This window comes from Serratia rhizosphaerae (assembly GCF_009817885.1).
In the GTDB taxonomy this organism is placed as follows: Bacteria; Pseudomonadota; Gammaproteobacteria; order Enterobacterales; family Enterobacteriaceae; genus Serratia_B; species Serratia_B rhizosphaerae.
Window position 1 is genome coordinate 3119200 of sequence record NZ_CP041764.1, and the last position, 22495, is coordinate 3141694.

The 22495-nt window shown below is 58.3% G+C and carries 24 protein-coding genes; 16 read left to right on the forward strand and 8 right to left on the reverse strand.

From position 1 onward, the window contains the following. Positions 1–182: 182 nt before the first annotated feature. Genes FO014_RS14520 through mdcH form a run of 3 tightly spaced genes read left to right on the forward strand, consistent with a single transcriptional unit; the run spans position 183 to position 2703 of the window. Entirely contained in the window at positions 183–1142 is a 960-nt protein-coding gene (locus tag FO014_RS14520; protein ID WP_105232478.1) for an AEC family transporter, read from the forward strand. A gap of 11 nt (positions 1143–1153) precedes the next feature. Further along, positions 1154–1768 (forward strand): malonate decarboxylase holo-ACP synthase, encoded by a 615-nt coding sequence (locus tag FO014_RS14525; RefSeq protein WP_160030057.1) that lies wholly within the window; start codon positions 1154–1156, stop codon positions 1766–1768. Between the two features lie 2 nt (positions 1769–1770). Further along, entirely contained in the window at positions 1771–2703 is a 933-nt protein-coding gene (mdcH, locus tag FO014_RS14530) for a malonate decarboxylase subunit epsilon (protein WP_160030058.1), read from the forward strand. Here mdcH and FO014_RS14535 read toward each other — a convergent pair. Further along, the gene (locus FO014_RS14535; RefSeq protein ID WP_105232475.1) at positions 2700–3620 is read right to left on the reverse strand and encodes a LysR family transcriptional regulator; all 921 of its coding nucleotides are present in this window, start codon (positions 3618–3620) and stop codon (positions 2700–2702) included. The genes mdcH and FO014_RS14535 overlap by 4 nt on opposite strands. Before the next feature lie 185 nt (positions 3621–3805). Here FO014_RS14535 and yacL point away from each other — a divergent pair, with 185 nt between their 5' ends. The 6 genes from yacL to FO014_RS14565 all read left to right on the forward strand — a co-directional run bounded on the left by yacL (position 3806) and on the right by FO014_RS14565 (position 9873). Continuing rightward, positions 3806–4168 (forward strand): protein YacL, encoded by a 363-nt coding sequence (gene yacL / locus FO014_RS14540; RefSeq protein ID WP_054307103.1) that lies wholly within the window; start codon positions 3806–3808, stop codon positions 4166–4168. A gap of 185 nt (positions 4169–4353) precedes the next feature. Next, the gene (locus FO014_RS14545; protein WP_105232474.1) at positions 4354–5301 is read left to right on the forward strand and encodes a 2-keto-3-deoxygluconate permease 1; all 948 of its coding nucleotides are present in this window, start codon (positions 4354–4356) and stop codon (positions 5299–5301) included. Continuing rightward, on the forward strand, positions 5298–6566 hold the full coding sequence (dtnK, locus tag FO014_RS14550) for a D-threonate kinase (protein ID WP_160030059.1): 1269 nt from the start codon (positions 5298–5300) through the stop codon (positions 6564–6566). The genes FO014_RS14545 and dtnK overlap by 4 nt, the downstream gene beginning before the upstream one ends. Continuing rightward, positions 6526–7539 (forward strand): D-threonate 4-phosphate dehydrogenase, encoded by a 1014-nt coding sequence (locus FO014_RS14555; RefSeq protein ID WP_160031418.1) that lies wholly within the window; start codon positions 6526–6528, stop codon positions 7537–7539. The genes dtnK and FO014_RS14555 overlap by 41 nt, the downstream gene beginning before the upstream one ends. A gap of 10 nt (positions 7540–7549) precedes the next feature. Continuing rightward, entirely contained in the window at positions 7550–8308 is a 759-nt protein-coding gene (locus FO014_RS14560; protein ID WP_105232471.1) for a DeoR/GlpR family DNA-binding transcription regulator, read from the forward strand. A gap of 194 nt (positions 8309–8502) precedes the next feature. Continuing rightward, on the forward strand, positions 8503–9873 hold the full coding sequence (locus FO014_RS14565; protein ID WP_160030060.1) for an alanine/glycine:cation symporter family protein: 1371 nt from the start codon (positions 8503–8505) through the stop codon (positions 9871–9873). 46 nt (positions 9874–9919) lie between these two features. Here the strand turns inward: FO014_RS14565 and speD are convergent, their stop codons facing one another. The 3 genes from speD to FO014_RS14580 all read right to left on the reverse strand — a co-directional run bounded on the left by speD (position 9920) and on the right by FO014_RS14580 (position 12118). Then, positions 9920–10714, reverse strand: coding sequence for an adenosylmethionine decarboxylase (gene speD / locus FO014_RS14570; RefSeq protein ID WP_015673754.1), 795 nt, complete (start codon positions 10712–10714; stop codon positions 9920–9922). A 56-nt stretch (positions 10715–10770) separates the two neighbouring features. After that, on the reverse strand, positions 10771–11637 hold the full coding sequence (gene speE / locus FO014_RS14575; protein WP_111736504.1) for a polyamine aminopropyltransferase: 867 nt from the start codon (positions 11635–11637) through the stop codon (positions 10771–10773). A gap of 133 nt (positions 11638–11770) precedes the next feature. Next, positions 11771–12118 carry a YacC family pilotin-like protein gene (locus tag FO014_RS14580; RefSeq protein ID WP_105232467.1) on the reverse strand — a complete coding sequence of 116 codons (348 nt, stop codon included), beginning with the start codon at positions 12116–12118 and terminating at the stop codon, positions 11771–11773. Positions 12119–12273: 155 nt separating this feature from the next. Between FO014_RS14580 and FO014_RS14585 the strand changes: the two genes are divergently transcribed. The 4 genes from FO014_RS14585 to hpt all read left to right on the forward strand — a co-directional run bounded on the left by FO014_RS14585 (position 12274) and on the right by hpt (position 16095). After that, complete coding sequence (locus tag FO014_RS14585) at positions 12274–13104, forward strand: DUF3289 family protein (protein ID WP_160030061.1); 831 nt, start codon at positions 12274–12276, stop codon at positions 13102–13104. Beyond that, positions 13101–13583 (forward strand): DUF943 family protein, encoded by a 483-nt coding sequence (locus FO014_RS14590; RefSeq protein ID WP_160030062.1) that lies wholly within the window; start codon positions 13101–13103, stop codon positions 13581–13583. Before FO014_RS14585 ends, FO014_RS14590 begins: the two co-directional genes overlap by 4 nt. A 232-nt stretch (positions 13584–13815) precedes the next feature. Continuing rightward, a complete protein-coding gene (cueO, locus tag FO014_RS14595; RefSeq protein WP_160030063.1) occupies positions 13816–15465 on the forward strand; it encodes a multicopper oxidase CueO in 1650 nt (549 codons plus the stop codon). A 93-nt stretch (positions 15466–15558) separates the two neighbouring features. Next, positions 15559–16095 carry a hypoxanthine phosphoribosyltransferase gene (gene hpt / locus FO014_RS14600; RefSeq protein WP_105232463.1) on the forward strand — a complete coding sequence of 179 codons (537 nt, stop codon included), beginning with the start codon at positions 15559–15561 and terminating at the stop codon, positions 16093–16095. Between the two features lie 66 nt (positions 16096–16161). On the opposite strand, the gene can is transcribed toward hpt, so the two are convergent. Further along, positions 16162–16827: a carbonate dehydratase gene (can, locus tag FO014_RS14605; protein WP_105232462.1), complete on the reverse strand. Its 666-nt coding sequence runs from the start codon at positions 16825–16827 to the stop codon at positions 16162–16164. A 190-nt stretch (positions 16828–17017) separates the two neighbouring features. On the opposite strand from can, the gene FO014_RS14610 reads away from it, so the two are divergent. The 3 genes from FO014_RS14610 to FO014_RS14620 all read left to right on the forward strand — a co-directional run bounded on the left by FO014_RS14610 (position 17018) and on the right by FO014_RS14620 (position 20128). After that, positions 17018–17941 carry an ABC transporter ATP-binding protein gene (locus FO014_RS14610; protein WP_160030064.1) on the forward strand — a complete coding sequence of 308 codons (924 nt, stop codon included), beginning with the start codon at positions 17018–17020 and terminating at the stop codon, positions 17939–17941. Next, complete coding sequence (locus tag FO014_RS14615) at positions 17938–18708, forward strand: ABC transporter permease (protein WP_105232461.1); 771 nt, start codon at positions 17938–17940, stop codon at positions 18706–18708. Before FO014_RS14610 ends, FO014_RS14615 begins: the two co-directional genes overlap by 4 nt. 136 nt (positions 18709–18844) lie before the next feature. Then, complete coding sequence (locus FO014_RS14620) at positions 18845–20128, forward strand: polysaccharide deacetylase family protein (RefSeq protein WP_160030065.1); 1284 nt, start codon at positions 18845–18847, stop codon at positions 20126–20128. A gap of 55 nt (positions 20129–20183) precedes the next feature. Here FO014_RS14620 and panD read toward each other — a convergent pair whose 3' ends face one another. The 3 genes from panD to panB all read right to left on the reverse strand — a co-directional run bounded on the left by panD (position 20184) and on the right by panB (position 22362). Next, positions 20184–20564 carry an aspartate 1-decarboxylase gene (panD, locus tag FO014_RS14625; RefSeq protein WP_015673742.1) on the reverse strand — a complete coding sequence of 127 codons (381 nt, stop codon included), beginning with the start codon at positions 20562–20564 and terminating at the stop codon, positions 20184–20186. A gap of 119 nt (positions 20565–20683) precedes the next feature. After that, the gene (gene panC / locus FO014_RS14630) at positions 20684–21538 is read right to left on the reverse strand and encodes a pantoate--beta-alanine ligase (protein ID WP_160030066.1); all 855 of its coding nucleotides are present in this window, start codon (positions 21536–21538) and stop codon (positions 20684–20686) included. Positions 21539–21567: 29 nt separating this feature from the next. Next, positions 21568–22362, reverse strand: coding sequence for a 3-methyl-2-oxobutanoate hydroxymethyltransferase (gene panB / locus FO014_RS14635; RefSeq protein WP_105232458.1), 795 nt, complete (start codon positions 22360–22362; stop codon positions 21568–21570). Between the last annotated feature and the right edge of the window lie 133 nt (positions 22363–22495).

Below are 22495 nucleotides of genomic sequence, written 5' to 3' on the forward strand. Positions count from 1 at the left end.
GACAGGCTTTCGTTAACGTCAGTTCGTCATAACCGGGCCGGGGAGGGAGCGAACCCTTTCCGGCTGATAACAACCAATCGCTACCTTCATCTGCATCTTTGCTACGGGCACGACAACACCAGTAAATAAGAAACACATCGCACCTGAACTGACTGAATTTTTTTCTTTTTAACAGGTGATTTATGACATACATCATTATTCATGCGTTGGCACCGATTTTTGTCATCATGCTGCTGGGGTTTTACGCCGGCAAGACAAAAATGGTCGATAACCAGAATGTTTCTTTGCTTAATATTTTTGTGATGGATTTTGCTTTGCCCGCGGCGCTGTTCAGCGCCACCGTACAAACCCCGTGGTTGGGCATCGTGCAGCAGTCGCCGTTGATTGTGGTGCTGGTGTTGGCGATGTGGCTGACCTACGCGGCGATTTATGCCGTCAGCACCCGGCTGTTTCACAAATCGCCGCAGGATGCGGCGGTGCTGACGCTGACCGTGGCGCTGCCTAACTATGCGGCGCTTGGCCTGCCGATCCTCGGCAGCGTGTTGGGCGAGTCGCCGGGCACCTCGCTGTCGGTGGCGGTTTCCATTGCCTGCGGCTCGGTGCTGATGACGCCGTTTTGTCTGCTGATCCTGGAGCGAGAAAAAGCCCGCGCCGGCGGCGGTGCACAGCAGGCGGGGTTGCGTATGCTGCCGCTGCTGATGTGGCGCTCGGTGATTAAACCGATTGTCTGGGGGCCGCTGTTGGGCGTGGTGCTGTCGGCCATCGGCGTGCGGATGCCGGAGATGGTGCTGGCGGCGATCAAACCGCTCGGGCTGGCGGCCACCGCGGCGGCGCTGTTCCTGACCGGGGTGATCTTGTCGGCGCGCCGCCTGCAAATCAATGCCTCGGTGCTGCTGGCCAGCGTCACCAAACTGCTGATCCAGCCGTTTATCGCCTGGGGCATCGTGCTGGCGTTAGGGCTGCACGGCAGCGTGGCGATCACCGCGATCCTGATGATTGCGCTGTCGGCGGGCTTTTTCGGCATCGTGTTCGGCAACCGTTTCGGCGTCCAGTCGCCGGATGCGGAAGCCACACTATTGATAAGCTCGGTGCTGTGTATCCTGACGCTGCCGCTGTTTATCACTCTGACTGCCGGTCTGTAACGGAGGAAACCATGATACGTCCGCATGACCTGCTATGGACGGAAAGCGTCGAGGCGCTGATATTTCCCGGCGTTTCACCGACATGGGTGGCGCGGCAGCAGCTGCGCGACTTGCCGCTGGTGGTGCGGCGCGATATGCCGCGCGACGGCGCCGTTCCGGTGGGGATCCGCGGCGAAACGCGCGCGCAGCGGGCGGCGGCCTGGTTGCCCCCTGCGGCGGTGCGCCGGCGGGTGACGCCGGAGTCGCTGGTGGCCGGGCTGTCGGCGGCGTCGCCTTTCGCCGCCCTGCCGCCGGTGCGGGCGCTGCGCGAACTGGCGGCGCAACCGTGGCGCTGGGCGTGGGGCGTGACCGGCAGCTGCGGCTATGCGCTGGCCACCGGCCTGCCGGTGATGCATCCGGACAGCGATCTGGACCTTACCGTACGCTGCCCGCAGCCCGTCGGGCGTGCGGCGCTGCATGCGCTGGCGCAGCGGCTGCGCACGCTGCCGTGCCGGGTCGATCTGCAGGTTGAAACCCCATACGGCGGTTTTGCGCTGAACGAGTGGCTGCGCGACGGACGGGTGCTGTTAAAAACCAACGGCGGCCCTTATCTGACCGATGCGCCATGGTCGGCGCCGCAGGAGTGACGATGAAGATTCTGTTTACCTTTCCCGGCCAGGGGCCGCAGACGCCGCAGATGCTGCATCAACTGCCGGATAACGCCGTCAGCCGCGAGCTGCTGGCGCAGGCGCGCCAGGTGCTGGGGGAGGATCCGCTGTTGCTGGACAGCGCGCAGGCGCTGCGAAAAACGCGCGCGGTGCAGCTCTGTCTGCTGATTGCCGGCGTAGCCTATGCCCGCGAACTGGAGCAGAACGGCGTGACGGCCGATTTCGTCAGCGGCCTGTCGATCGGCGCATTTCCGGCGGCGGTGGTGGCCGGCGCGCTGAGTTTCGAGGATGCGCTGCAGCTGGTGGCGCTGCGCGGCGAGCTGATGGAGCAGGCTTATCCGCAGGGCTATGGTCTGGCGGCGCTGGTTGGTCTGTCGCAAGGCCGGGTGGAGGCGTTAATCGCGCAGCTGCATGGCGGGCAGTCGCCGCTGTATCTGGCCAATATCAACGCCGAAGATCAGATGGTGGTGGCCGGCAGCGACGACGCGCTGCAGCAAATTATGGCGCTGGCAAAGCAGGACGGTGCGGCGAAGGCCAGCCGGCTGGCGGTCAGCGTGCCGTCCCACTGCCCACTGCTGGCGCAGCCGGCGGACAGGCTGGCGGCAGCTATGCGGGCGGTGACGCTGCGGCGTCCGCGCATTGCCTATCTGAGCGGCAGCAGCGGGCGGGTGCTGTGGCAGCCTGAACGTATCGCCGACGATCTGGCCTATAACATGGCGCGCACCGTGCGCTGGCATGAGGCGATGACGGCGGCGTATGAACGGGAGGTACGTCTGGCGGTTGAGATGCCGCCGGGGGCGGTGCTCACCGGGCTGACGCGTAAGGTGATGACGCAGGGAGAAGCGCTGTCCCGCTGCCAGCTGGGGCTGGCGGCGGTCGTCGGCATCGTCGCGCGCTATCGCCGCGAGGTTTAACGGGGCCGCTCCCCGCGGGCGTACATGCGGCTCTCCGCCGTCAGCGCCAGCAGGTTCGGATCCTGCTGCTGATTGCGGTTGAACACCAGCGCGATGGTCTGGCGCATTTGGTAGCGTTCGCACAGCGGCATCAGACGCACCGTGTGCTCGTAAACCTTTTTCATGCGGCCGGGCAGCAGGGTATAGCCGACGCCGGCCTGCACCAGACTGAGCATCGAGAAGATATCGTTGACCCGGGTGACGATCTCCGGCTCAAAACCGGCGATCTGAAAAGCTTCGGTAAAGCCGTGGTAGGTGGCGAACCCTTCGGTCAGCGAGACAAATTTCTGGCTGCGGAAATCCTGCAGGTCCGCCGGGCCGTCGACGATCAGCGCGGAGCTGGCGGGCGCGGCAAGAAAAATATCGTCTTTAAACAGCGGCTGGATCTCAAAGCGCTGCGGATCTATCTGGCTGTCGGAGACGGAAATCAGAATCGCGTCCAGCTGCTGCGTCTGCAATTGCGCCAGCAGCGCGGCGTTAGAACCCATCGTCAGATTGATTTCCAGCTCCGGGCGGCGCAGTTTAAGGCCCATAATCAGGCGCGGCACCGTTTCCAGCGTCAGCGAATAGAGCGTGCCGAGCCGCAGGCGCTGCTGCCCGAAGCCGGCCTTCAGCCGCGTCTCTTCAATACCTTTATGGGTCAGCCCGACGATATCGCGGGCGTAGTCCGCCAGCGTATGGGCGGCGGGCAGCGGCTGCAGGTTGCGCCCCTGATGGATAAACAGCGGGCAGCGTATGCCGGCTTCCAGCGTATGCAGCGCGCGGTGGACGCTGACGCCGCTCAGCCCCAGCCGTTCGGCGGCGCGGGCGATGTTTTCCGTCTCCATAAAGGCCAGAAAGATTTCCAGTTTTTTCAGGGTTATTTCACTGTCGATCATTGACGCGTCCCTTGGCGGTGTCTGCGCATCATCATAACAACAATCGCGGCGGGCGGCTTCCCATTGCCGCGTCAAGCCGCTATATTGCCCGCCGCAAAAAAGAGCTGAACTTTGCGAGCGCTCGCTGAAATCTGGGCTGAACAAAGCAGTACACTTACCATAAACAGGCCTGGGGAGGGCGCACGATGGATTACGAATTTCTGCGGGATGTGACCGGTCAGGTAATCGTCAGATTTTCTATGGGACATGAAGCCATCGGCCATTGGATCAATGAAGAGCTGAAAGGCGATCTGAATCTGCTGGACCGGATTGAGAGCGGCGCAGCGCAGGTGAAGGGCAGCGAACGTCAGTGGCAGCTGGAAGGGCATGAATATACGCTGCTGATGGACGGCGAAGAGGTGATGATCAGAGCCAATCAGCTGCTGTTCGAAGGCGACGAGATGGAGGAGGGGATGAGCTATTACGATGAAGAGAGCCTCTCCTTCTGCGGCGTGGAAGACTTCCTGGCGGTGCTGAAGGCCTACCGGCACTTTATGTTGAACTACTGAACCAGGCTGTTGCTGACCGGGCGGCGTCCGCCGCCCGCATATTCTTATTTTAGCCACCACCTTGTTGATTAAATAAAATCAAAAAATCATCTTCCGGTCGTGATAACTGCGATCGCGCTCTCTATTTTTTATAATTTGATTCAATATAATCATTATGATTAAAATGAATCAAAAATGAGGGTGCTATGAAACTGAAAGCGGCAATAGAGAAGATCCCCGGCGGGATGATGGTTGTTCCGCTGGTGCTTGGCGCGCTGTTGAACACGTTTACACCAGAGGCTTTAGACATTGGCGGCTTCACCACCGCGTTATTCAAAAACGGCGCCGCGCCGCTGATCGGCGCTTTCCTGCTGTGCATGGGGGCCGGCATCAGTTTTAAAGCGGCACCGCAGGCGCTGCTGCAGGGCGGCACCATTACGCTGACCAAACTGCTGGTGGCGATGGCGCTGGGGCTGGGCGTGGAACGGCTGTTTGGCGCCGACGGCGTCTTCGGCCTGACCGGCGTGGCGATTATCGCGGCGATGAGCAATTCCAACGGCGGCTTGTATGCGGCGCTGGTCGGCGAGTTCGGCAATGAGCGCGATGTCGGCGCTATTTCCATTTTATCGCTCAACGACGGCCCCTTCTTCACCATGATCGCGCTCGGCGCCGCCGGCATGGCCAACATTCCGCTGATGGCGCTGGTCGCGGTGCTGGTGCCGCTGTTGGTGGGTATGTTGCTGGGCAACCTCGATCCGAACATGCGCGAGTTTCTGACCAAAGGCGGCCCGGTGCTGATCCCGTTCTTCGCCTTTGCGCTCGGTGCCGGCATTAATCTGGAAATGCTGCTGCAGGGCGGGCTGGCGGGCATTCTGCTGGGGGCATTGACCACCTTTGTCGGCGGTTTCTTTAACATCCGCGCCGATCGGCTGGTCGGCGGCAGCGGTATCGCCGGGGCGGCGGCTTCCAGCACCGCGGGCAATGCGGTGGCGACGCCGCTGGCGATTGCACAGGCGGACCCCTCGCTGGCATCGGTCGCTGCGGCGGCTGCGCCGCTGATTGCCGCCTCGGTGATTACCACGGCGATCCTGACGCCGGTTCTTAGTTCCTGGGTGGCGAAGCGTAATGCAGCAGCGAAGGAGAAGGCGGCATGAAAATGATTGTGATTGCCGATGATTTTACCGGCGCCAATGATACCGGCGTGCAGCTGGCGAAAAAGGGCGCGCGCACCAATGTGCTGTTGAATGACCGGCAGCAGGCGCCGCGCGGCGGCGATGTGCTGGTGATCAATACCGAAAGCCGTGCGCTGCCGGCTGCGGAGGCGGCGCGCAAAGTCAGCGATGCGCTGCGTCCGTACTGCGACGATGAACGGCCGCCGCGGGTGTACAAAAAGATTGATTCCACCTTCCGCGGCAACGTCGGGGCGGAAATTGCCGCAGCGATGCAGGCCAGCGGCGCACGGCTGGCGATTGTCGCGGCGGCGATCCCGGCTGCCGGACGGGTTACGCGGGATGGGGCGTGCTGGGTGCACGGCGTGCCGCTGCTGGAAACCGAATTCGCCAGCGATCCGAAAACGCCGATTGCCTCGTCACAAATTAGCACCCTGATTGGCCTGCAAACCGATATTGCCATCCATGAACTGGCTCTGGCGACGGTGCGCGGTGCGCAGTTGGATGAGCGACTGGCGCTGCTGGCGCAGCAGGGCGGCATTGTGGTGGCGGACGCCGAACTGGATGGCGATCTGGCGCTGCTGGCGCAGAGTATCGGCCGGCTTGCCACGCCCGTTCTGCTGGTGGGCGCCGCCGGCCTGGCGAATGCGCTGCCGTCGGACTGGTATCTCAGCGACCGGCATCGGCTGCCGGTGCTGGTGGTGGCCGGCTCGATGAGTGAGGCCACCCGTCGGCAGATTGCCTTCGCCGAGCAGGAGAAGTCGCTGGGCATCGTCGATATCGATGTGCAGGCATTGCTGTCGGCACATGGCGCGCAGGTGTGCAGCGACATCGTCGCGCAGGCGGTGGCGATACTGCAGGCGCGTCAGCACTGCGTACTGCGTACCTGCCGTGACGACGATGCGCGTCAGCAGGTCGAGCAGCTGTGCGCCGAATTGTGCATCAGCCGCCAGCAGTTGGGCGATCGCATCAGCCAGTCGCTGGGGGAGATGACGCTCGGGATTATCAACCACACGCGTATCGGCGGCCTGTTCCTGACCGGCGGGGATATCGCGATTGCCGTCGCCCGGGCGCTGGGGGCGGAAGGCTACCGCATTAACGGCGAAGTGGCGCCCTGCGTACCGTGCGGCGCCTTTATCAACAGTGAAATTGACGATCTGCCGGTGATCACCAAGGCCGGCGGCTTTGGCGGCGAAACCACGCTGCGCGATGCGCTTTATTTTATTGAGGAGATGTACAGTGGCAAATAACATCATAGCGATTACCATGGGCGACCCGGCGGGCATCGGGCCGGAAATTATCATCAAGGCGCTGGCCGAGGGAGAGCTGTCCGGCGCCCGCGTCGTGGTGGTGGGCTGCTTGCAGACGCTGCAGCGTATCCAGGCGCTGGGCATTACGCCGGCGGCGGAACTGCGGCCGATAGCAACGGTGGCCCAGGCGCGTTTTGCGCCGGGGGTGATCAACGTGATCGATGAGCCGCTGGCGGATCCCGCGGCGCTGGAGGCGGGCAAAGTACAGGCGCAGGCGGGGGATCTGGCCTACCGCTGTGTAAAACGCGCTACCGAGCTGGCAATAGCGGGTGACGTGCAGGCTATCGCCACCGCGCCATTGAACAAAGAAGCGCTGCATCTGGCGGGACATATGTACCCGGGTCATACCGAGCTGCTGGCGACGCTGACCCACAGTCGTGATTACGCCATGGTGTTGTATACCGATAAACTGAAAGTGATCCACGTTTCCACCCACATTGCCCTGCGCACGTTCCTGGATACATTGAGCGCCGAGCGGATCGAAACGGTAGTGTCGATGGCGGATACCTTCCTCAAACGGGTGGGCTTCAGCCAGCCGCGCATCGCCGTCGCCGGCGTTAACCCGCACGCCGGGGAAAACGGCCTGTTTGGTGATGAAGAGATCAAGATTGTCAGCCCGGCGATTGCGGCGGCGAAGGCGCGGGGCATTGATGTCTACGGGCCTTGCCCGCCGGATACGGTTTTCCTGCAGGCCTATGAAGGGCAGTACGATATGGTGGTGGCGATGTACCACGATCAGGGACATATTCCGCTGAAGCTGCTGGGTTTTTATGACGGGGTGAATATTACCGCCGGGCTGCCGTTTATCCGCACCTCCGCCGACCACGGTACGGCCTTTGATATTGCCTGGACAGGTAAAGCCAAGTCTGAGAGCATGGCGATCTCGATACAATTAGCCACGCAGCTTGCCTAATCAAGGGACTATGAAGCCACAACATCGTCTGGACCAGATTCTGGACTATTTAAAGGGCCATAATCTGGTCACGGTTGAACAACTGGTTGCGGCGATCGACGCATCGCCGGCCACCATTCGCCGCGACCTGATCAAACTGGATGAACAGGGCGTTATCAACCGCAGCCATGGCGGCGTGGCGCTCAATCGTTTTATTCCCGCCCAGCCCACCACCAATGAAAAACAGCTGCGTCATCTGCAGGAAAAGCGCGCCATTGCCCGGCAGGCGCTGGCGCTGATTAAGCCCGGCGATGCGGTGGTGCTGGACGCCGGCACCACCATGCTGGAGCTGGCGCGTAATCTGACCCATCTGCCGTTGCGGGTGATCACCGCCGATCTGCGCATCGCCCTGCTGCTGTCGGAGTTCAAACAGATAGAGGTCACCATTATCGGCGGACGCATTGATGACAGCAGCCAGTCCTGCATCGGCGACCATGGCCGCCGGCTGCTGCGCGGCGTCTATCCGGACATTGCCTTTATCAGCTGTAACTCCTGGAGCCTGGAGAAGGGTGTCACCACGCCGACGGAAGAGAAGGCCGGGCTGAAGCAGGATCTGGCGGCCAACGCGCGCCGGCGCGTGTTGTTGGCGGACAGCAGCAAATACGGCGCCTATTCGCTGTTTTGCGTGACGCCGCTGGCCGAGCTGACCGACATTGTGACCGACGGCGCCCTGCCGGCGGAGATACAGCAGCAATTAACGGCGTTGCCCGCACAGTTGCATCTGGCGTAGCCGTCCGCAGGCCTGGCGGGCCGCTCGTCCGCCAGGCGTTATTCCCCCCCTCTATTTTCCCCGTGTATGTCACCGACGGACAACGTGACCTACCCCCGGTTTAATGCCGATTTATTTTGTATCCCTACCATTTTTAGGTTACATCTTGTTAATAAATATAAATCATTTTGTTACAAATAAGGCAGGGGGAAGCGATGGATTGGGTGATCGCGGGGTTGTCGGCCGTTAATGGCGTGGTATGGGGTGTCCCGATGCTGATCGGCATTCTGGGCATTGGTATTTTTCTGCAGGTTCGGCTCTCTTTTTTGCCGATTCGCCGGTTAGGCACCGGCTTTAAGCTGCTGTTCGAGCGTAATCACGACCGTGGCGACGGGCAGATCTCACCGTTCAACGCGCTGATGACCGCGCTGTCCGCCACCATTGGCACCGGCAATATTGCCGGCGTTGCCACGGCGGTGGTGCTCGGCGGCCCCGGTGCGCTGTTCTGGATGTGGATCACAGCGCTGGTGGGCATGGCGACCAAGTATTCCGAGGCGGTGCTGGCGGTGCGCTTTCGTGAGGTTGACGATCGCGGACACTATGTCGGCGGGCCGATGTACTACATCAAGCACGGGTTAGGCAAAAAATGGATGTGGCTGGGGACGCTGTTTGCCTTTTTCGGCAGTATCGCCGGCTTCGGCATCGGCAATACCGTGCAGGCCAACTCGATTGCCGAGGCGCTGAACAGTAACTTCGGCATTTCCCACGGGATGACCGCCGGCGTTCTGGTGGTGCTGGTGGGGGCGGTGCTGATCGGCGGTATTAAACGCATCGCCGACGTGGCGGGGAAACTGGTGCCGCTGATGACGGTGGGCTATTTCGCCGCCGGCATCATCGTGCTGGGGCTGAACGTGAGCGAGATCCCTGCGGCCTTCTCGCTGATTATTACCTCCGCCTTTACGCCGGTGGCGGCGCAGGGCGGCTTCGCCGGCGCGGCGGTCTGGGCGGCGATTCGCTTTGGCGTGGCGCGTGGGGTGTTCTCCAACGAGGCCGGTCTGGGCAGCGCGCCGATCGCCCACGCGGCAGCAAAAACGCAGAACCCGATTCGTCAGGGGCTGATCGCCATGCTGGGCACCTTTATCGACACCATCATCGTCTGCTCCATCACCGGTCTGACCATCATTATCAGCGGTAAATGGATCAGCGGTGAGACGGGCGCGGCGCTGACCTCGACGGCCTTCTCGTCGTCTCTGCCGGGCGGTAACTACATCGTGGCGGTGGCGCTGGCAATTTTTGCCTTTACCACCATTCTGGGCTGGAGTTTTTACGGCGAAAAGTGCATTCAGTATCTGTTCGGGCCGAAGATGATCGTGCCGTTCCGCATAGCCTGGATCATCGCGCTGCCGATTGGCGCCACCCAGTCGTTGGAGTTTGTCTGGCTGCTGGCCGATACGCTGAATGCAATGATGGCGATCCCGAACCTGATCGCCCTGGCGCTGTTAAGCCCGGTAGTGTACCGCCTGACGCGCGCGCATATTAATGACGTGAATGCGCCATCGGTGCAGGCCGACAGCACTAATCAGTAGCGTTGGTCGCTAAAACAGCGGGGCAGCCTTGGCTGCCCCGTGTGGTTTACAGGTGAGGAATATTCCGCCCGTAATAGATCTCCTGCATCTCTTTCCACAGCAGATCGGTAATCCGTTGTCGTTCTTCCTCGCTCAGCGCCTCGGGTTTGGCGTTGAACAGATAGTGCTTCAGGTCGAAATCTTTCAGCAGCATCTTGGTATGGAAGATATTTTCCTGATAAACGTTCACATCCATCATGTGGTACAGCGCCTTCATATCCTCAGACATAAAGTTCTGGATCGAATTGATCTCATGATCGATATAGTGCTTCACGCCGTTAACGTCACGGGTAAAACCGCGTACGCGGTAATCCATGGTGACGATATCCGACTCCAGCTGGTGGATCAGATAGTTCAGCGCCTTCAGCGGGGAAATCACGCCGCAGGTTGAGACTTCTATGTCGGCGCGGAAGGTGCACAGACCGCCCTCCGGATGGCTCTCCGGGTAGGTGTGTACGCAGATATGGCTCTTGTCCAGGTGTGCCACCACCGTATTGGGCAGCGGGCCGGGGTGCTCCGAGGTATCAACATCTTTCGGATCGACCGGTTCTTCGCTCACCAGAATGGTGACGCTGGCGCCTTGCGGCTCGTAGTCCTGACGTGCGATGTTCAGAATATTGGCGCCAATGATCGAGCAGGTCTCGCTGAGGATCTCGGTCAGGCGATTGGCGTTGTATTGTTCGTCAATGTAGGCGATATAGCCATCGCGGTCGTCCGCGGTTTTGGCGTAACAAATATCGTAAATACAAAAACTCAGGCTTTTGGTCAGGTTATTGAAGCCGTGCAGTTTCAGCTTTTGCAATTTGGTTCACCCCCTTTGTTTTTCTCGGGTCTAGCGTGGAATGCGCTCTTTGCCGCTTATGCCGGTGCGTTGGCCAGGGCATTGAGCAGGTATTGCGGCAAGGCAAAGCTGCCGCTGTGGACCGCCGGGTTGTAATAACGGCAGTGTAAACCGCTTTGGTTAAAGCGCTGTTGCAGCGTGGCGAGGTCAAGCTGACGCAGCGCCGGGTTCTGGCTGGCCCAGGCAAAGGTCATAATGCCGCCGTAATAGGTCGGGATTGCCGCCTGATAAAAGCTGACGTCCTGGAAATAGTGGCTTAACCGGGTGTGGCTGTTGACGGCCTCATCCTGCTGCAGGAAGCAGACGCCGTTCTGCGCGACGAAAATGCCGTTCTCATTCAGGCAGCGGGCGCAGCCTTCATAGAATGCCGAGGTAAACAGGCTTTCGCCGGGGCCGATCGGGTCGGTGCAGTCGGAGATAATCACATCGAATTTTTCATCGGTCTGATTAACGAAGTTAACGCCGTCGTCGATCACCAGTTTGAAACGCGGGTCGTCGTAGGCGCCGGCGTTGTGGTTGGGCAGGTACTGGCGGCAGAACTCCACCACGCCGGCATCAATTTCCACCATGGTGATCTGCTCAACGCCGCGGTGGCGGCTGACTTCACGCAGCATACCGCCGTCGCCGCCGCCGATGATCAATACTTTCTTCGCCTGGCCGTGGGCCAGCAGCGGTACGTGAGTCATCATCTCGTGGTAGATGAACTCGTCGCGTTCGGTGGTCTGCACCACGCCGTCGAGCGCCATCACGCGTCCTAACACTGCGTTTTCAAAGATCACCAGATCCTGATGCTCGGTTTTTTCACGGTACAGCTCTTTCTCTACCGCGAAGTACTGACCAAAGCTGTCGTGCAGCGTTTCATACCAAATTTCTTTTTGGGCCATGTCGGGATGCTCCGTAATAACAGCCATGAAAAATCGGCGCAACATAATAGCTAACTCTGCTACAGGTTGCACGGTGGAATTTCACACAATCGGCGGGAAAAGGGACGAGCGGCGGCGGGGGAGCCGGCCGCCTTTAGTTGGCGTAGGCCAGCAGGCTGAGGGAGTCGCGTGCCAGCGATTTGCACTTGGTCGGCGTGGGGATGGCGATGCCGCTGAGATCGCGGTAGCTGTCCTCGCCCAAGGCTTTCATATCAAAGTGATTATAGTTGCTGAGATCCCAACGGTTCTGCTGGGCAAAATAGACGATGGCTCGTTTGACCTGCTCGTTAGGCAAATCTTTGTAACCACAGTTGTTTTTCAGGTACACAAACACCGCGGTCAGATCCGCCAGGTCTTCCGCCTCTGATTCATTGAGCGCCAGGCTGGCGTTGGAAAAGCCCAGCGTACTCAGCAACAGTATCAATAAAGTTGTCTTTTTCATCGTGACAATGGGGCCGTTGGTTGTCTGCAGACGTTACCACACTTTTTCCCTTCCCACTCTACTTTCGTCTGCGGGGGATGCTTTGCAGTTTATCCGGCCTGCACGTATGATTTCTGTTCGTTTCACAGGAGGGTAGGCACAAGGAGTGTATAACGATGACGGCATTAATGTTCCCCTGTACGGTATTCGAGACCCAAAAACGGATGGATGACTACGGAGCGGAGGATATGCGCAGCGGCGACCTGACGGCTGGCCAGTTAAAGACGCAGTTTCGTTTAACGGACATCTCTACCAAGGTAGAGCCGTACACGCTGAGGCGGCTCGCCGCTTTTGGCGGCCGGTCGTCAATGTTCAGGCCGCCGGCTGCGGGTGGGCCGGTAGGGCGTCAGGAATGCGCCCGGATACTGTTTGATGAGTTCCGGGAACTGTCAGCGACCTTTGCGCTATACGGCCCGTATCGGCATTTGATTGGCAAGATGATCAACCATATGCAATACGGTAACGGCACGCCGTTTCGGGATGCGTTGTTAGACCAGGCGCTGAAGGAGCATATTCTTAATGATAGGACTGACGAGAGTTCATTAATAAGAATAAGGGATACATTAAAAACATATATTAACAAGGATAGGAAAATATACCCATCCGGAGATTTTGATAAAATAAACTCAATCATACGTGGGAGTAAACTTCCTAAGTTTGATCGGTTCCAGGATAACTTTAATGGCATGGGGATTACAGTTCATGATACATGGGCTACACATATAAAAATAAAGTCTTTAAAGATAAATGACGCTGGTTATTTAGCTGTGGTGAACTACAAAGTACAAGATCACTTCGGTTTGGATGCAGAGGATGTTTTAAAATTCAAATTTCATCAGTTTCGTTTTTTTCGCATCTGGTTTGTACTTCAGCGCTATAATCAATTTGGTTTCAAACCTTTCATGACAAATATGGAAGTTGATATCCATGTTAAGGAGATGATATGAGAGATGCTAAGAGTGCTAAAGGAAAGGTTTTTTTTATCTTTATTAGTGCTGTATTTACTGTTTTTTTATTATACTTAATGCTTCGTCCAGTTAAAATTATTGGGTTTCATTCCCTTAGTGATGATGTTAACGTTATTTTAGTAGATAATTTTCCGCTAACTGATAAAGGAAAGATTGACTGGTGGTTAAAAAATGAAAAGAAATTAGAAGAAATGAATGAAATACCTGATGGAAATGGAGATGGGTATTATCATATTGATTTTCTTGATTTTGGTGATGGATATAAAGAAGAAGGTAAGTATGATCGCCTTTGCTTTTATGATATGAATACAGAAAAAAACTGCATTGATAAAAACATCGTTTTTTCTGTTAGTAAAAGTCGTAATTTGGGAACTGTGTTTACAACTTATGAGGGACGCTACAGATTGGGGAAAAACGATGAAATTATTGAGGATAAGATTTCCTTTAAAGTCTGGTGAACTGATGGGGGCGAGTCTTAAATGCTCAGTGATTGAGTCAAAAATAGCGCGTTGGTCACACATCATTGTACTGTTGTCATGATTATTGCAGGCATCGGTTGTCGAGCCCAAATAACTTGACGTAACTTAACAAAACAAGACGAATCAAACTATTATTGATACTTGACCTTCCACCAAGGGGAGGGTTTAGGCTGGCCTGATGCTTTCATGTAACTGGAAAAGGGAGTCAGCTATGTTACGTCGTGATTTTATTAAGTTTACCGCTGCGCTGGGCGCGGCCAGCGCATTACCGCTCTGGAGCCGGGCCGCCTGGGCGGCCGATCTGCCCGCGCTGCCGATACCGCCGCTGCTGATGCCGGATGCGCAAGGAAAGCTGGCGCTGGCGCTGCAGACCGGCGAGATGAACTGGCTGCCGCAGGCGGCGACCAAAACCTGGGGCGTCAACGGCGCTCTGCTGGGGCCGGCGGTGCGTTTGCAGCGCGGCAAGCCGGTGACGGTCGATATCAACAACCAACTGCCGGAAGCCAGCACCGTACACTGGCACGGGCTGGAAATTCCCGGCGACGTCGACGGCGGCCCACAGGCGCTGATCGCGCCGGGCACTACCCGCACCGTACATTTCACCATTGACCAGCCGGCGGCCACCTGCTGGTTCCACCCGCATACGCACGGCAAAACCGGCCATCAGGTGATGATGGGGCTGGGGGGGCTGGTGCTGCTGGAAGATGAAGAGAGCGGCAAGCTGCCGCTGCCGAAAACCTGGGGTAAGGACGATATCCCGGTGATTTTGCAGGATAAACGCCTGGGCAAAGATGCGCAGATTGAGTATCAGCTCGATATCATGAGCGCGGCGGTGGGCTGGTTTGGCGACCGCATGTTTACCAACGGCGCGCAGTATCCGCAGCACATCGCGCCGCGCGGTTGGCTGCGCCTGCGTTTTCTTAACGGGTGTAACGCGCGCTCGCTGCAGCTGGCGACCAGCGATCGGCGCCCGCTGTATGTGATCGCCAGCGACGGCGGCTTCCTCGGTGAGCCGGTGAAGCTGACGGAACTGCCGATGCTGATGGGCGAACGGTTTGAGGTGCTGGTTGACGCCAGCGACGGTAAACCGTTTGATATCGTCACGCTGCCGGTACAGCAGATGGGCATGACGCTGGCGCCGTTCGATCGGCCGCTGCCGGTGCTGCACATTCAGCCATCGCTGGCGCAGGGGATTAAATCCATGCCGGACAGCCTGGTGAAACTGCCGGCGCTGCCTGCCGCCGCCGGCGTACAGCAGCGTGAGTTCCGTCTGATGATGGATCCAAAGCTGGATATGCTGGGGATGAAAGCGCTGATGGACCGCTACGGCCATCAGGCGATGGCCGGCATGAGCATGGATCACGGCAGCATGGGCCACGGCGCACCGGAGAGCGGCGACAAGATGGCCGGTATGGATCACGGCAAGATGGATCACGGCAACATGGCCGGTATGGATCATGGCAAGATGGACCACAGCAAGATGGCGGGGATGAAGCACGGCGAGCAGCCGTATGATTTCAGCCACGGTAATACCATCAACGGCAAGGCGTTTGATATGAGCAAGCCGATGTTCGCCGCCAAGCGCGGACAGTATGAGAAGTGGGTCATCTCCGGTGAAGGCGACATGATGCTGCATCCTTTCCACATTCACGGCACCCAGTTCCGTATTTTGAGTGAAAACGGCAAGCCGCCGGCGGCGCATCGCGCTGGCTGGAAGGACACGGTGCGGGTGGAAGGCGCGCGCAGTGAAGTGCTGGTGCAGTTCAACCATGAAGCCAGCGCGGAGCACGCCTATATGGCGCACTGCCACCTGTTGGAGCATGAAGATACCGGCATGATGATGGGCTTTACCGTCGCCTGACGGTAAAAATAGCAGGGCGGCGCGCTCGCGTCGCCTCTGCTGTCAGGCTATGCTAGAATCTGCGCCTTTCTTCCGGCAATAGACCTGAAAACTATGAAACACACTGTAGAAGTAATGATTTCCGAGCAGGAAGTTAAGACCCGAATCGCCGAACTTGGCCGCCAGATCACCGAAAATTACCGCGACAGCGGCAGCGATATGGTGCTGGTCGGGCTGCTGCGCGGCTCATTTATGTTTATGGCCGACCTGTGCCGCACCATTGAGGTGTCGCATGAGGTTGATTTCATGACCGCCTCCAGCTACGGCAGCGGCATGTCCACCACCCGCGACGTGAAAATCCTCAAAGATCTGGATGAAGACATCCGCGGCAAAGACGTGCTGATCGTGGAAGATATTATTGATTCCGGCAATACGCTGAACAAAGTGCGCGAGATTCTGGCGCTGCGCGGCCCGAAATCACTGGCGATCTGTACGCTGCTGGATAAACCGGAGCGTCGTGAAGTGGATGTGCCGGTAGAGTACGTCGGTTTCTCTATTCCGGACGAGTTTGTGGTCGGCTACGGCATCGACTATGCCCAGCGCTACCGCCATCTGCCGTATGTCGGCAAAGTGGTGCTGCTCGACGAATAATCAAGATTGGGGGCGGCGCGGTTTAACGCGCGCCCCGCCAGCTTACCGCTATCTATCAGACTTCGCTTACGGCTGCTGTAAGCCTTTACTCTGCAACAGCGTCGAAATGCCTTTGTTATAGCCCAGCTCCAGGCTTTCGCGGCTGGTCGCCGTAACGTCCAGATCGCGCAGACGCCCGTCCTGAATGCCATATACCCAGCCGTGAATCATCACTTTCTGGCCGCGCTGCCAGGCGGACTGCATGATGGTGGAGTGGCCCAGGTTATGCACCTGCTCGATCACGTTGATTTCGCAAAGGGCGTTGAGACACTCTTCCTTTTCGAGTTTTTCCAGTTGCGGGCTATGCTTGTACCACAGATCGCGGATATGCAGCAGCCAGTTGTTGATCAGCCCCAGTTCCGGGTTTTCGACCGCCGCCTGCACGCCGCCGCAGCCCAGGTGGCCGCAGATGATGATATGTTCGACCTGCAGGACGTCAACGGCGTACTGCACCACTGACAGACAGTTCAGATCGGTGTGTATCACCAGGTTGGCCACATTGCGATGCACGAACAGTTCTCCCGGCTCCATCCCGGTCAGACGTTCGGCAGGCACGCGGCTGTCGGAACAGCCAATCCACAGAAAACGCGGTTTTTGCGCCTGCGCCAGACGTTCAAAGAATTCGGGGTCTTCCTGGTTGATGTTAGAGGACCACGCTTGGTTGTTGGCAATTAGCCTTTCGATCTCTTTCATGGAGGTTATGCACCTGTAATGAACACTTTGCGTTTGAGTAATATAGGACAAGCGTCACAGTTTTGAAATCGGAACAGTGGCGTTAACCGCACGGATTCAACTCGGCAGGCGCGCCGTTGATGGTAAGATCAGAGAAATTATTCAATAACATCAGTCTCGAAGACATGGTCATAGGGTACCCTTATCGCTTATGAATTATGCACTGGAATTAACACAGTTGACCAAGACCTACGCCGGCGGGGTCAAGGCATTGCGCGGTGTCGACCTTCGTGTCGAAGCCGGTGATTTCTATGCCTTGCTGGGGCCGAACGGCGCGGGGAAATCCACCACAATCGGCATCATCAGCTCGCTGGTGAACAAAACCTCCGGCAAGGTGCAGGTGTTTGGTTACGACACTGACAAAGACATCGTCAACGCCAAACGCCAGCTGGGGCTGGTGCCGCAGGAATTCAACTTCAACCCGTTTGAAACCGTGATGCAGATTGTGGTCAATCAGGCGGGCTATTACGGCGTGACGCGGCGCGATGCGCTGTCGCGCGCGGAAAAATACCTGACGCAGCTGGACCTGTGGGAAAAACGCAACGAGCGGGCGCGCATGCTGTCCGGCGGGATGAAACGCCGCCTGATGATCGCCCGTGCGCTGATGCATCAGCCCAAGCTGCTGATCCTCGATGAGCCGACCGCCGGGGTGGATATTGAACTGCGCCGCTCCATGTGGGGCTTCCTGAAAGACCTCAATGCGCAGGGCACCACCATCATTCTGACGACCCACTATCTGGAAGAGGCAGAGATGCTGTGCCGCAATATCGGCATTATCCAGAACGGCGAGCTGGTGGAGAACACCTCGATGAAAGGGCTGCTGGCGAAGCTGAAGTCGGAGACCTTTATCCTCGATCTGGCGGCGAAAAGCCCGCTGCCGGCGCTGGACGGCTATCACAGCCGCCTGGTCGACACCTCGACGCTGGAAGTGGAAGTAATGCGCGAACAGGGGCTGAACGGGCTGTTCAGCCAACTGAGCGCGCAGGGCGTACAGGTGCTGAGCATGCGCAACAAGGCCAACCGGCTGGAAGAGCTGTTTGTCACCCTGGTTAATGGTAATGGAGAAAAAGCATGACACGTTTGTACTGGGTGGCATTGCAGAGCATCTGGGCGAAAGAAGTGCACCGTTTTGCGCGCATCTGGGTGCAGACCCTGGTGCCGCCGGTAATCACCATGACGCTGTATTTTATCATCTTCGGTAATCTGATCGGTTCGCAAATCGGCAGTATGCATGGTTTCACCTACATGCAGTTTATCGTGCCCGGTCTGATTATGATGGCGGTGATCACCAACTCGTACGCCAACGTCGCCTCATCGTTCTTCAGCGCCAAATTCCAGCGCAATATCGAAGAGCTGCTGGTGGCGCCGGTGCCGACCCACGTGGTGATTGCCGGTTACGTCGGCGGCGGTGTGGCGCGCGGCATCTGCGTGGGCGTGCTGGTGACGGCAATCTCGCTGTTCTTCGTGCCGCTGCAGATCCACGCCTGGTGGGTGATTGCCGTCACGCTGCTGCTGACGGCGATCCTGTTTTCGCTGGGCGGCCTGCTTAATGCGGTCTTCGCCACCACCTTTGACGATATCAGCCTGATTCCGACCTTCGTGCTGACGCCGCTGACCTATCTGGGCGGGGTGTTCTACTCGCTGTCGCTGCTGCCGCCGTTCTGGCAGGCGGTGTCGAAGCTGAACCCGATCGTGTATATGATCAGCGGCTTCCGCTACGGCTTCCTCGGCGTGCACGACGTGCCGCTGACGCTGACCATGGCGGTGCTGCTGGCGTTTATCGCGGTGTTCTACCTGCTGGCCTGGTATCTCATTGAGCGCGGCCGCGGTCTGCGCACCTGATGTTTTCTCCCCTCCCGCATTGTTTACAGCGGGAGGGGATGTTGCTTATCCCGCCTTTTTCTCCCCGCTGTAAATCATGCTATGCTGACGCACCCCCGACTTCTGGTCATTACGCACGGTTAAGCAGAACACTCTCATGCGGTTTCACATCAAAATAGCGGCCACGCTGGCTGGCGTGTTGACGTCGCTGCTGGCGCCTGCGGCGTCGGCCGGCCTGGTGTCGGCAGACAACGCGCTAAAATCCGGTTATATGGAAGCAAAACGCGACAGCGAAATCTATTCGCTGATTGGCGAACAGGTCATTCCGGTGGGAGAAGTGAAGGAAGGGCAGCTGGTGCAGGTCTTTCCGGCGGACGCGGAATATTATGAGCTGAAGTTCGGCCACGGCGTGGGGTTTATCGATAAGGATGACGTCGATCGCCTCAACAGGGCGCAGGCGGAAAAGGTGAAAGATCCGTTGGGTGAGCTGAACAAGCCGCTGACCAATCAGAACCTGATTACCCATAAAGCAATCAACGTCTACACCGCAGCGGATAACAAAAGCGAAATCTTCGGCATTCTGGAAGAGAACCTGCGCTACCCGATTATCGGCCGGCTGAAGGATCGGTTGAATAACACCTGGTATGAAATCAATCTCGGCGACCGGCTCGGTTACGTCAGCGAGCTGGACTGTGAGGTCGATAACGGTATCCCGGTGCTGACCTACCACCACCTGCTGAAAAACGACGAGAATAAGCGTTTTCGGCATACCTCCACTACCACCTCGGACGTGGCCTTCAGCAATCAGATGACCTACCTGAAGCAGGCCGGTTATGACACCATTTCGCTCTATCAGCTGGAAGCCTATCTGAAGAACCGGATTAACCTGCCGGGCAAAGCGGTGGTGCTGACCTTTGACGACGGCCTGAAATCGGTATACCGCTATGCCTATCCGGTGCTGAAACAGTACGGCTTCCGCGCGACGGCGTTTATTATTTCGTCACGCATCAAGCGTCATCCGCAGAAGTGGAACCCGGACTCGCTGCAGTTTATGAGCATTTCAGAGCTGAAGCAGCTGCAGGATGTGTTTGATATCCAGTCGCATACCCACTTCCTGCACCGCATCGACGGCTATAAACGGCCGATCCTGCTGAGCCGCAGCCTGCACAATATCACGTTTGATTTTGAGCGCTCACGCCGCGCGCTGTCGCAGTTCAACCCGCATGTGCTGTACCTTTCCTACCCGTTCGGCGCCTATAACCAGAAGGCGGTGCAGGCTGCAGAAGACGCCGGCTTCCATCTGGCGGTGACGACGGTGCAGGGAAAAGTAAAGCCGGGCGACAACCCGTATAAGCTGAAACGGCTGTATATTCTGCGCACCGATTCGCTCCAGACGATGGCGGACCGCATCGCCAATAAGCCGGGCACGGTGGTGCAGTAACGCCGATAAAAAAGGGGCTGAACCCGGTTCAGCCCCTCGTCATGTTTTCCGACCGTCAGGCAACCTGTACCGGCACCGCTTTTGCTTTGCGCTGCAGCTGGTTATCGCCCTCAAAGTAGGCGACTTTCGGGTGATGCTGGCGGGCATCGGCATCGCTCATCTGCACGTAAGAGCAGATAATCAGCAGATCGCCGACGCAGGCGCAGCGGGCCGCCGCGCCGTTGACGGAAATAATGCGCGAGCCGCGTTCGGCGGCGATGGCGTAGGTCGAAAAACGCTGACCGTTATCAACGTTATAAATATCGATAGCTTCATATTCCAGAATGCCGGCGGCATCCAGAAAATCCTGGTCGATGGCGCAGGAGCCTTCATAATGCAGGTCTGCCTGGGTGACTTTTACCCGGTGCAGTTTGCCTTGCAGCATAGTACGTATCATAGCGTTACCTTTCACAGGCGTGAGTTAAGTTCCGACAGCGAACAGCAATATCGTCACCGATATCTCCGGCCTTGTCTACTTGGCTGCGGGGGAAATGGTGACGACTGTACAAAAAATGGTTACTCGGTCAGGTCGACCTGCTGATTATCAATCAGCCGGGCCTTGCCCAGCCAGGCGGCCATCAGCACCACCGCGCGCCGGCTGTCGGTGCCGAGCGGCTGCAGGCTGTCGGCGTCGCGGATAAACAGCTCGTCCGGGGTGAAGCCGGCGTTGCGCAGTTGCTCGGCGGTCTGCGTCAGCAGTTCATCAATCTGCCGCTCGCCGTTGCCCAGCCGTTCGGCCAGCGCCTGCATGATGCGGCTGAGCTGCGGCGCCTTCTTGCGTTCGTCCGCCGTCAGATAACCGTTGCGCGAGCTGAGCGCCAGGCCGTCTTTGGCGCGCACGGTCGGCACGCCGACGATCTCGATGTCATAACCCATATCGGCCACCATTTTGCGAATCAGCGCCAGCTGCTGGTAGTCTTTCTCGCCGAAGCAGGCCAGATCCGGCTGCACCAGGTTGAACAGTTTGCTGACGATGGTCGACACGCCGCGGAAATGGCCGGGACGGCTGGCGCCCTCCAGCATTGCGGAAATGCCGGGGACTTCGACGAAGGTCTGCTCGCCCAACCCTTGCGGATAGACCTCCGCCGGCGCCGGCGCAAACACCAGATCGACGTTGTTGCGGGTCAGCTTCTCGCAGTCTTCCTGTAGGGTGCGCGGGTAGTTGGTCAGATCTTCCGGCCGGTCGAACTGCATCGGATTGACGAAGATGCTGACCACCACGATATCGCCGCGGGCGCGGGCCTCGTCGATCAGCGTCATATGACCGTCGTGCAGATTGCCCATGGTCGGCACCAGCGCGATGCGTTTTCCTTCCTGACGATAGCGGCGAATATGCTGGCGCAGCAGCGGCAGGGTTTGAATAATTAACATGTTGGCTCCCGGTTCAATAGGGCTGACGCTTAGTTAAATGAGTGTTCGGCCGCAGGATAAATACCCTGTTCGACTTCCTGAATATATTGCTGCACCGCGCTGCGCAGATCGCCGCTTTGGGCGAGGAAGTTTTTGGCGAATTTCGGCGTATGGCCGCCGGTGATGCCAAAGGCGTCGTGCATCACCAGAATCTGACCGTCGGTGCCGTTGCCCGCGCCGATGCCGATCACCGGAATAGACAGCATGGCGGTGATTTTACGCGCCAGCTCGGTCGGCACGCACTCCAGCACCAGCAGCTGAATGCCGGCCTGCTCCAGATTTCTGGCGTCTTCAATCAGCTGGTTGGCTGCCGCCTCATCGCGGCCCTGCACCTTGTAGCCGCCGAAGATATTGACCGACTGCGGGGTCAGCCCCAGGTGGCCGCACACCGGTACGGCGCGATCCACCAACATCTTCACCGTATCGCACAGCCAGCTGCCGCCTTCGATTTTGATCATATTGGCGCCGGCGCGCATCACTTCCGCCGCGTTGGCGAAGGTCTGTTCCGGAGTGGCGTATCCCATAAACGGCAGATCGGCCAGCAGCAGGCAGGCCGGCGCGCCGCGGCGTACCGCGCGGGTGTGATAGGCGATGTCGGCCACGGTGACCGGCAGCGTGGAGTCGTGTCCCTGCAGCGTCATGCCCAGTGAGTCGCCAACCAGCATGAGTTTGATACCCTGTTCTTCAAACAGTCTGGCGAAGCTGGCATCGTAGGCGGTCAGCGTCGCAAATTTGCGCTGCTCCTGTTTCCACTGGCGTAAGTGGGTCACGGTGGTGGGTTTCATCACAACGTCTCCTTGATAGCGCCGTGTGGCGTGCACCGGCGCTGACGGAAAAAAAGTGCAGTCATTCTACTGTAACCCTTCGGGGGTGGGTAGCGACGATAGTTATGGTTAAGATGTTCTTAAGAACCTTATG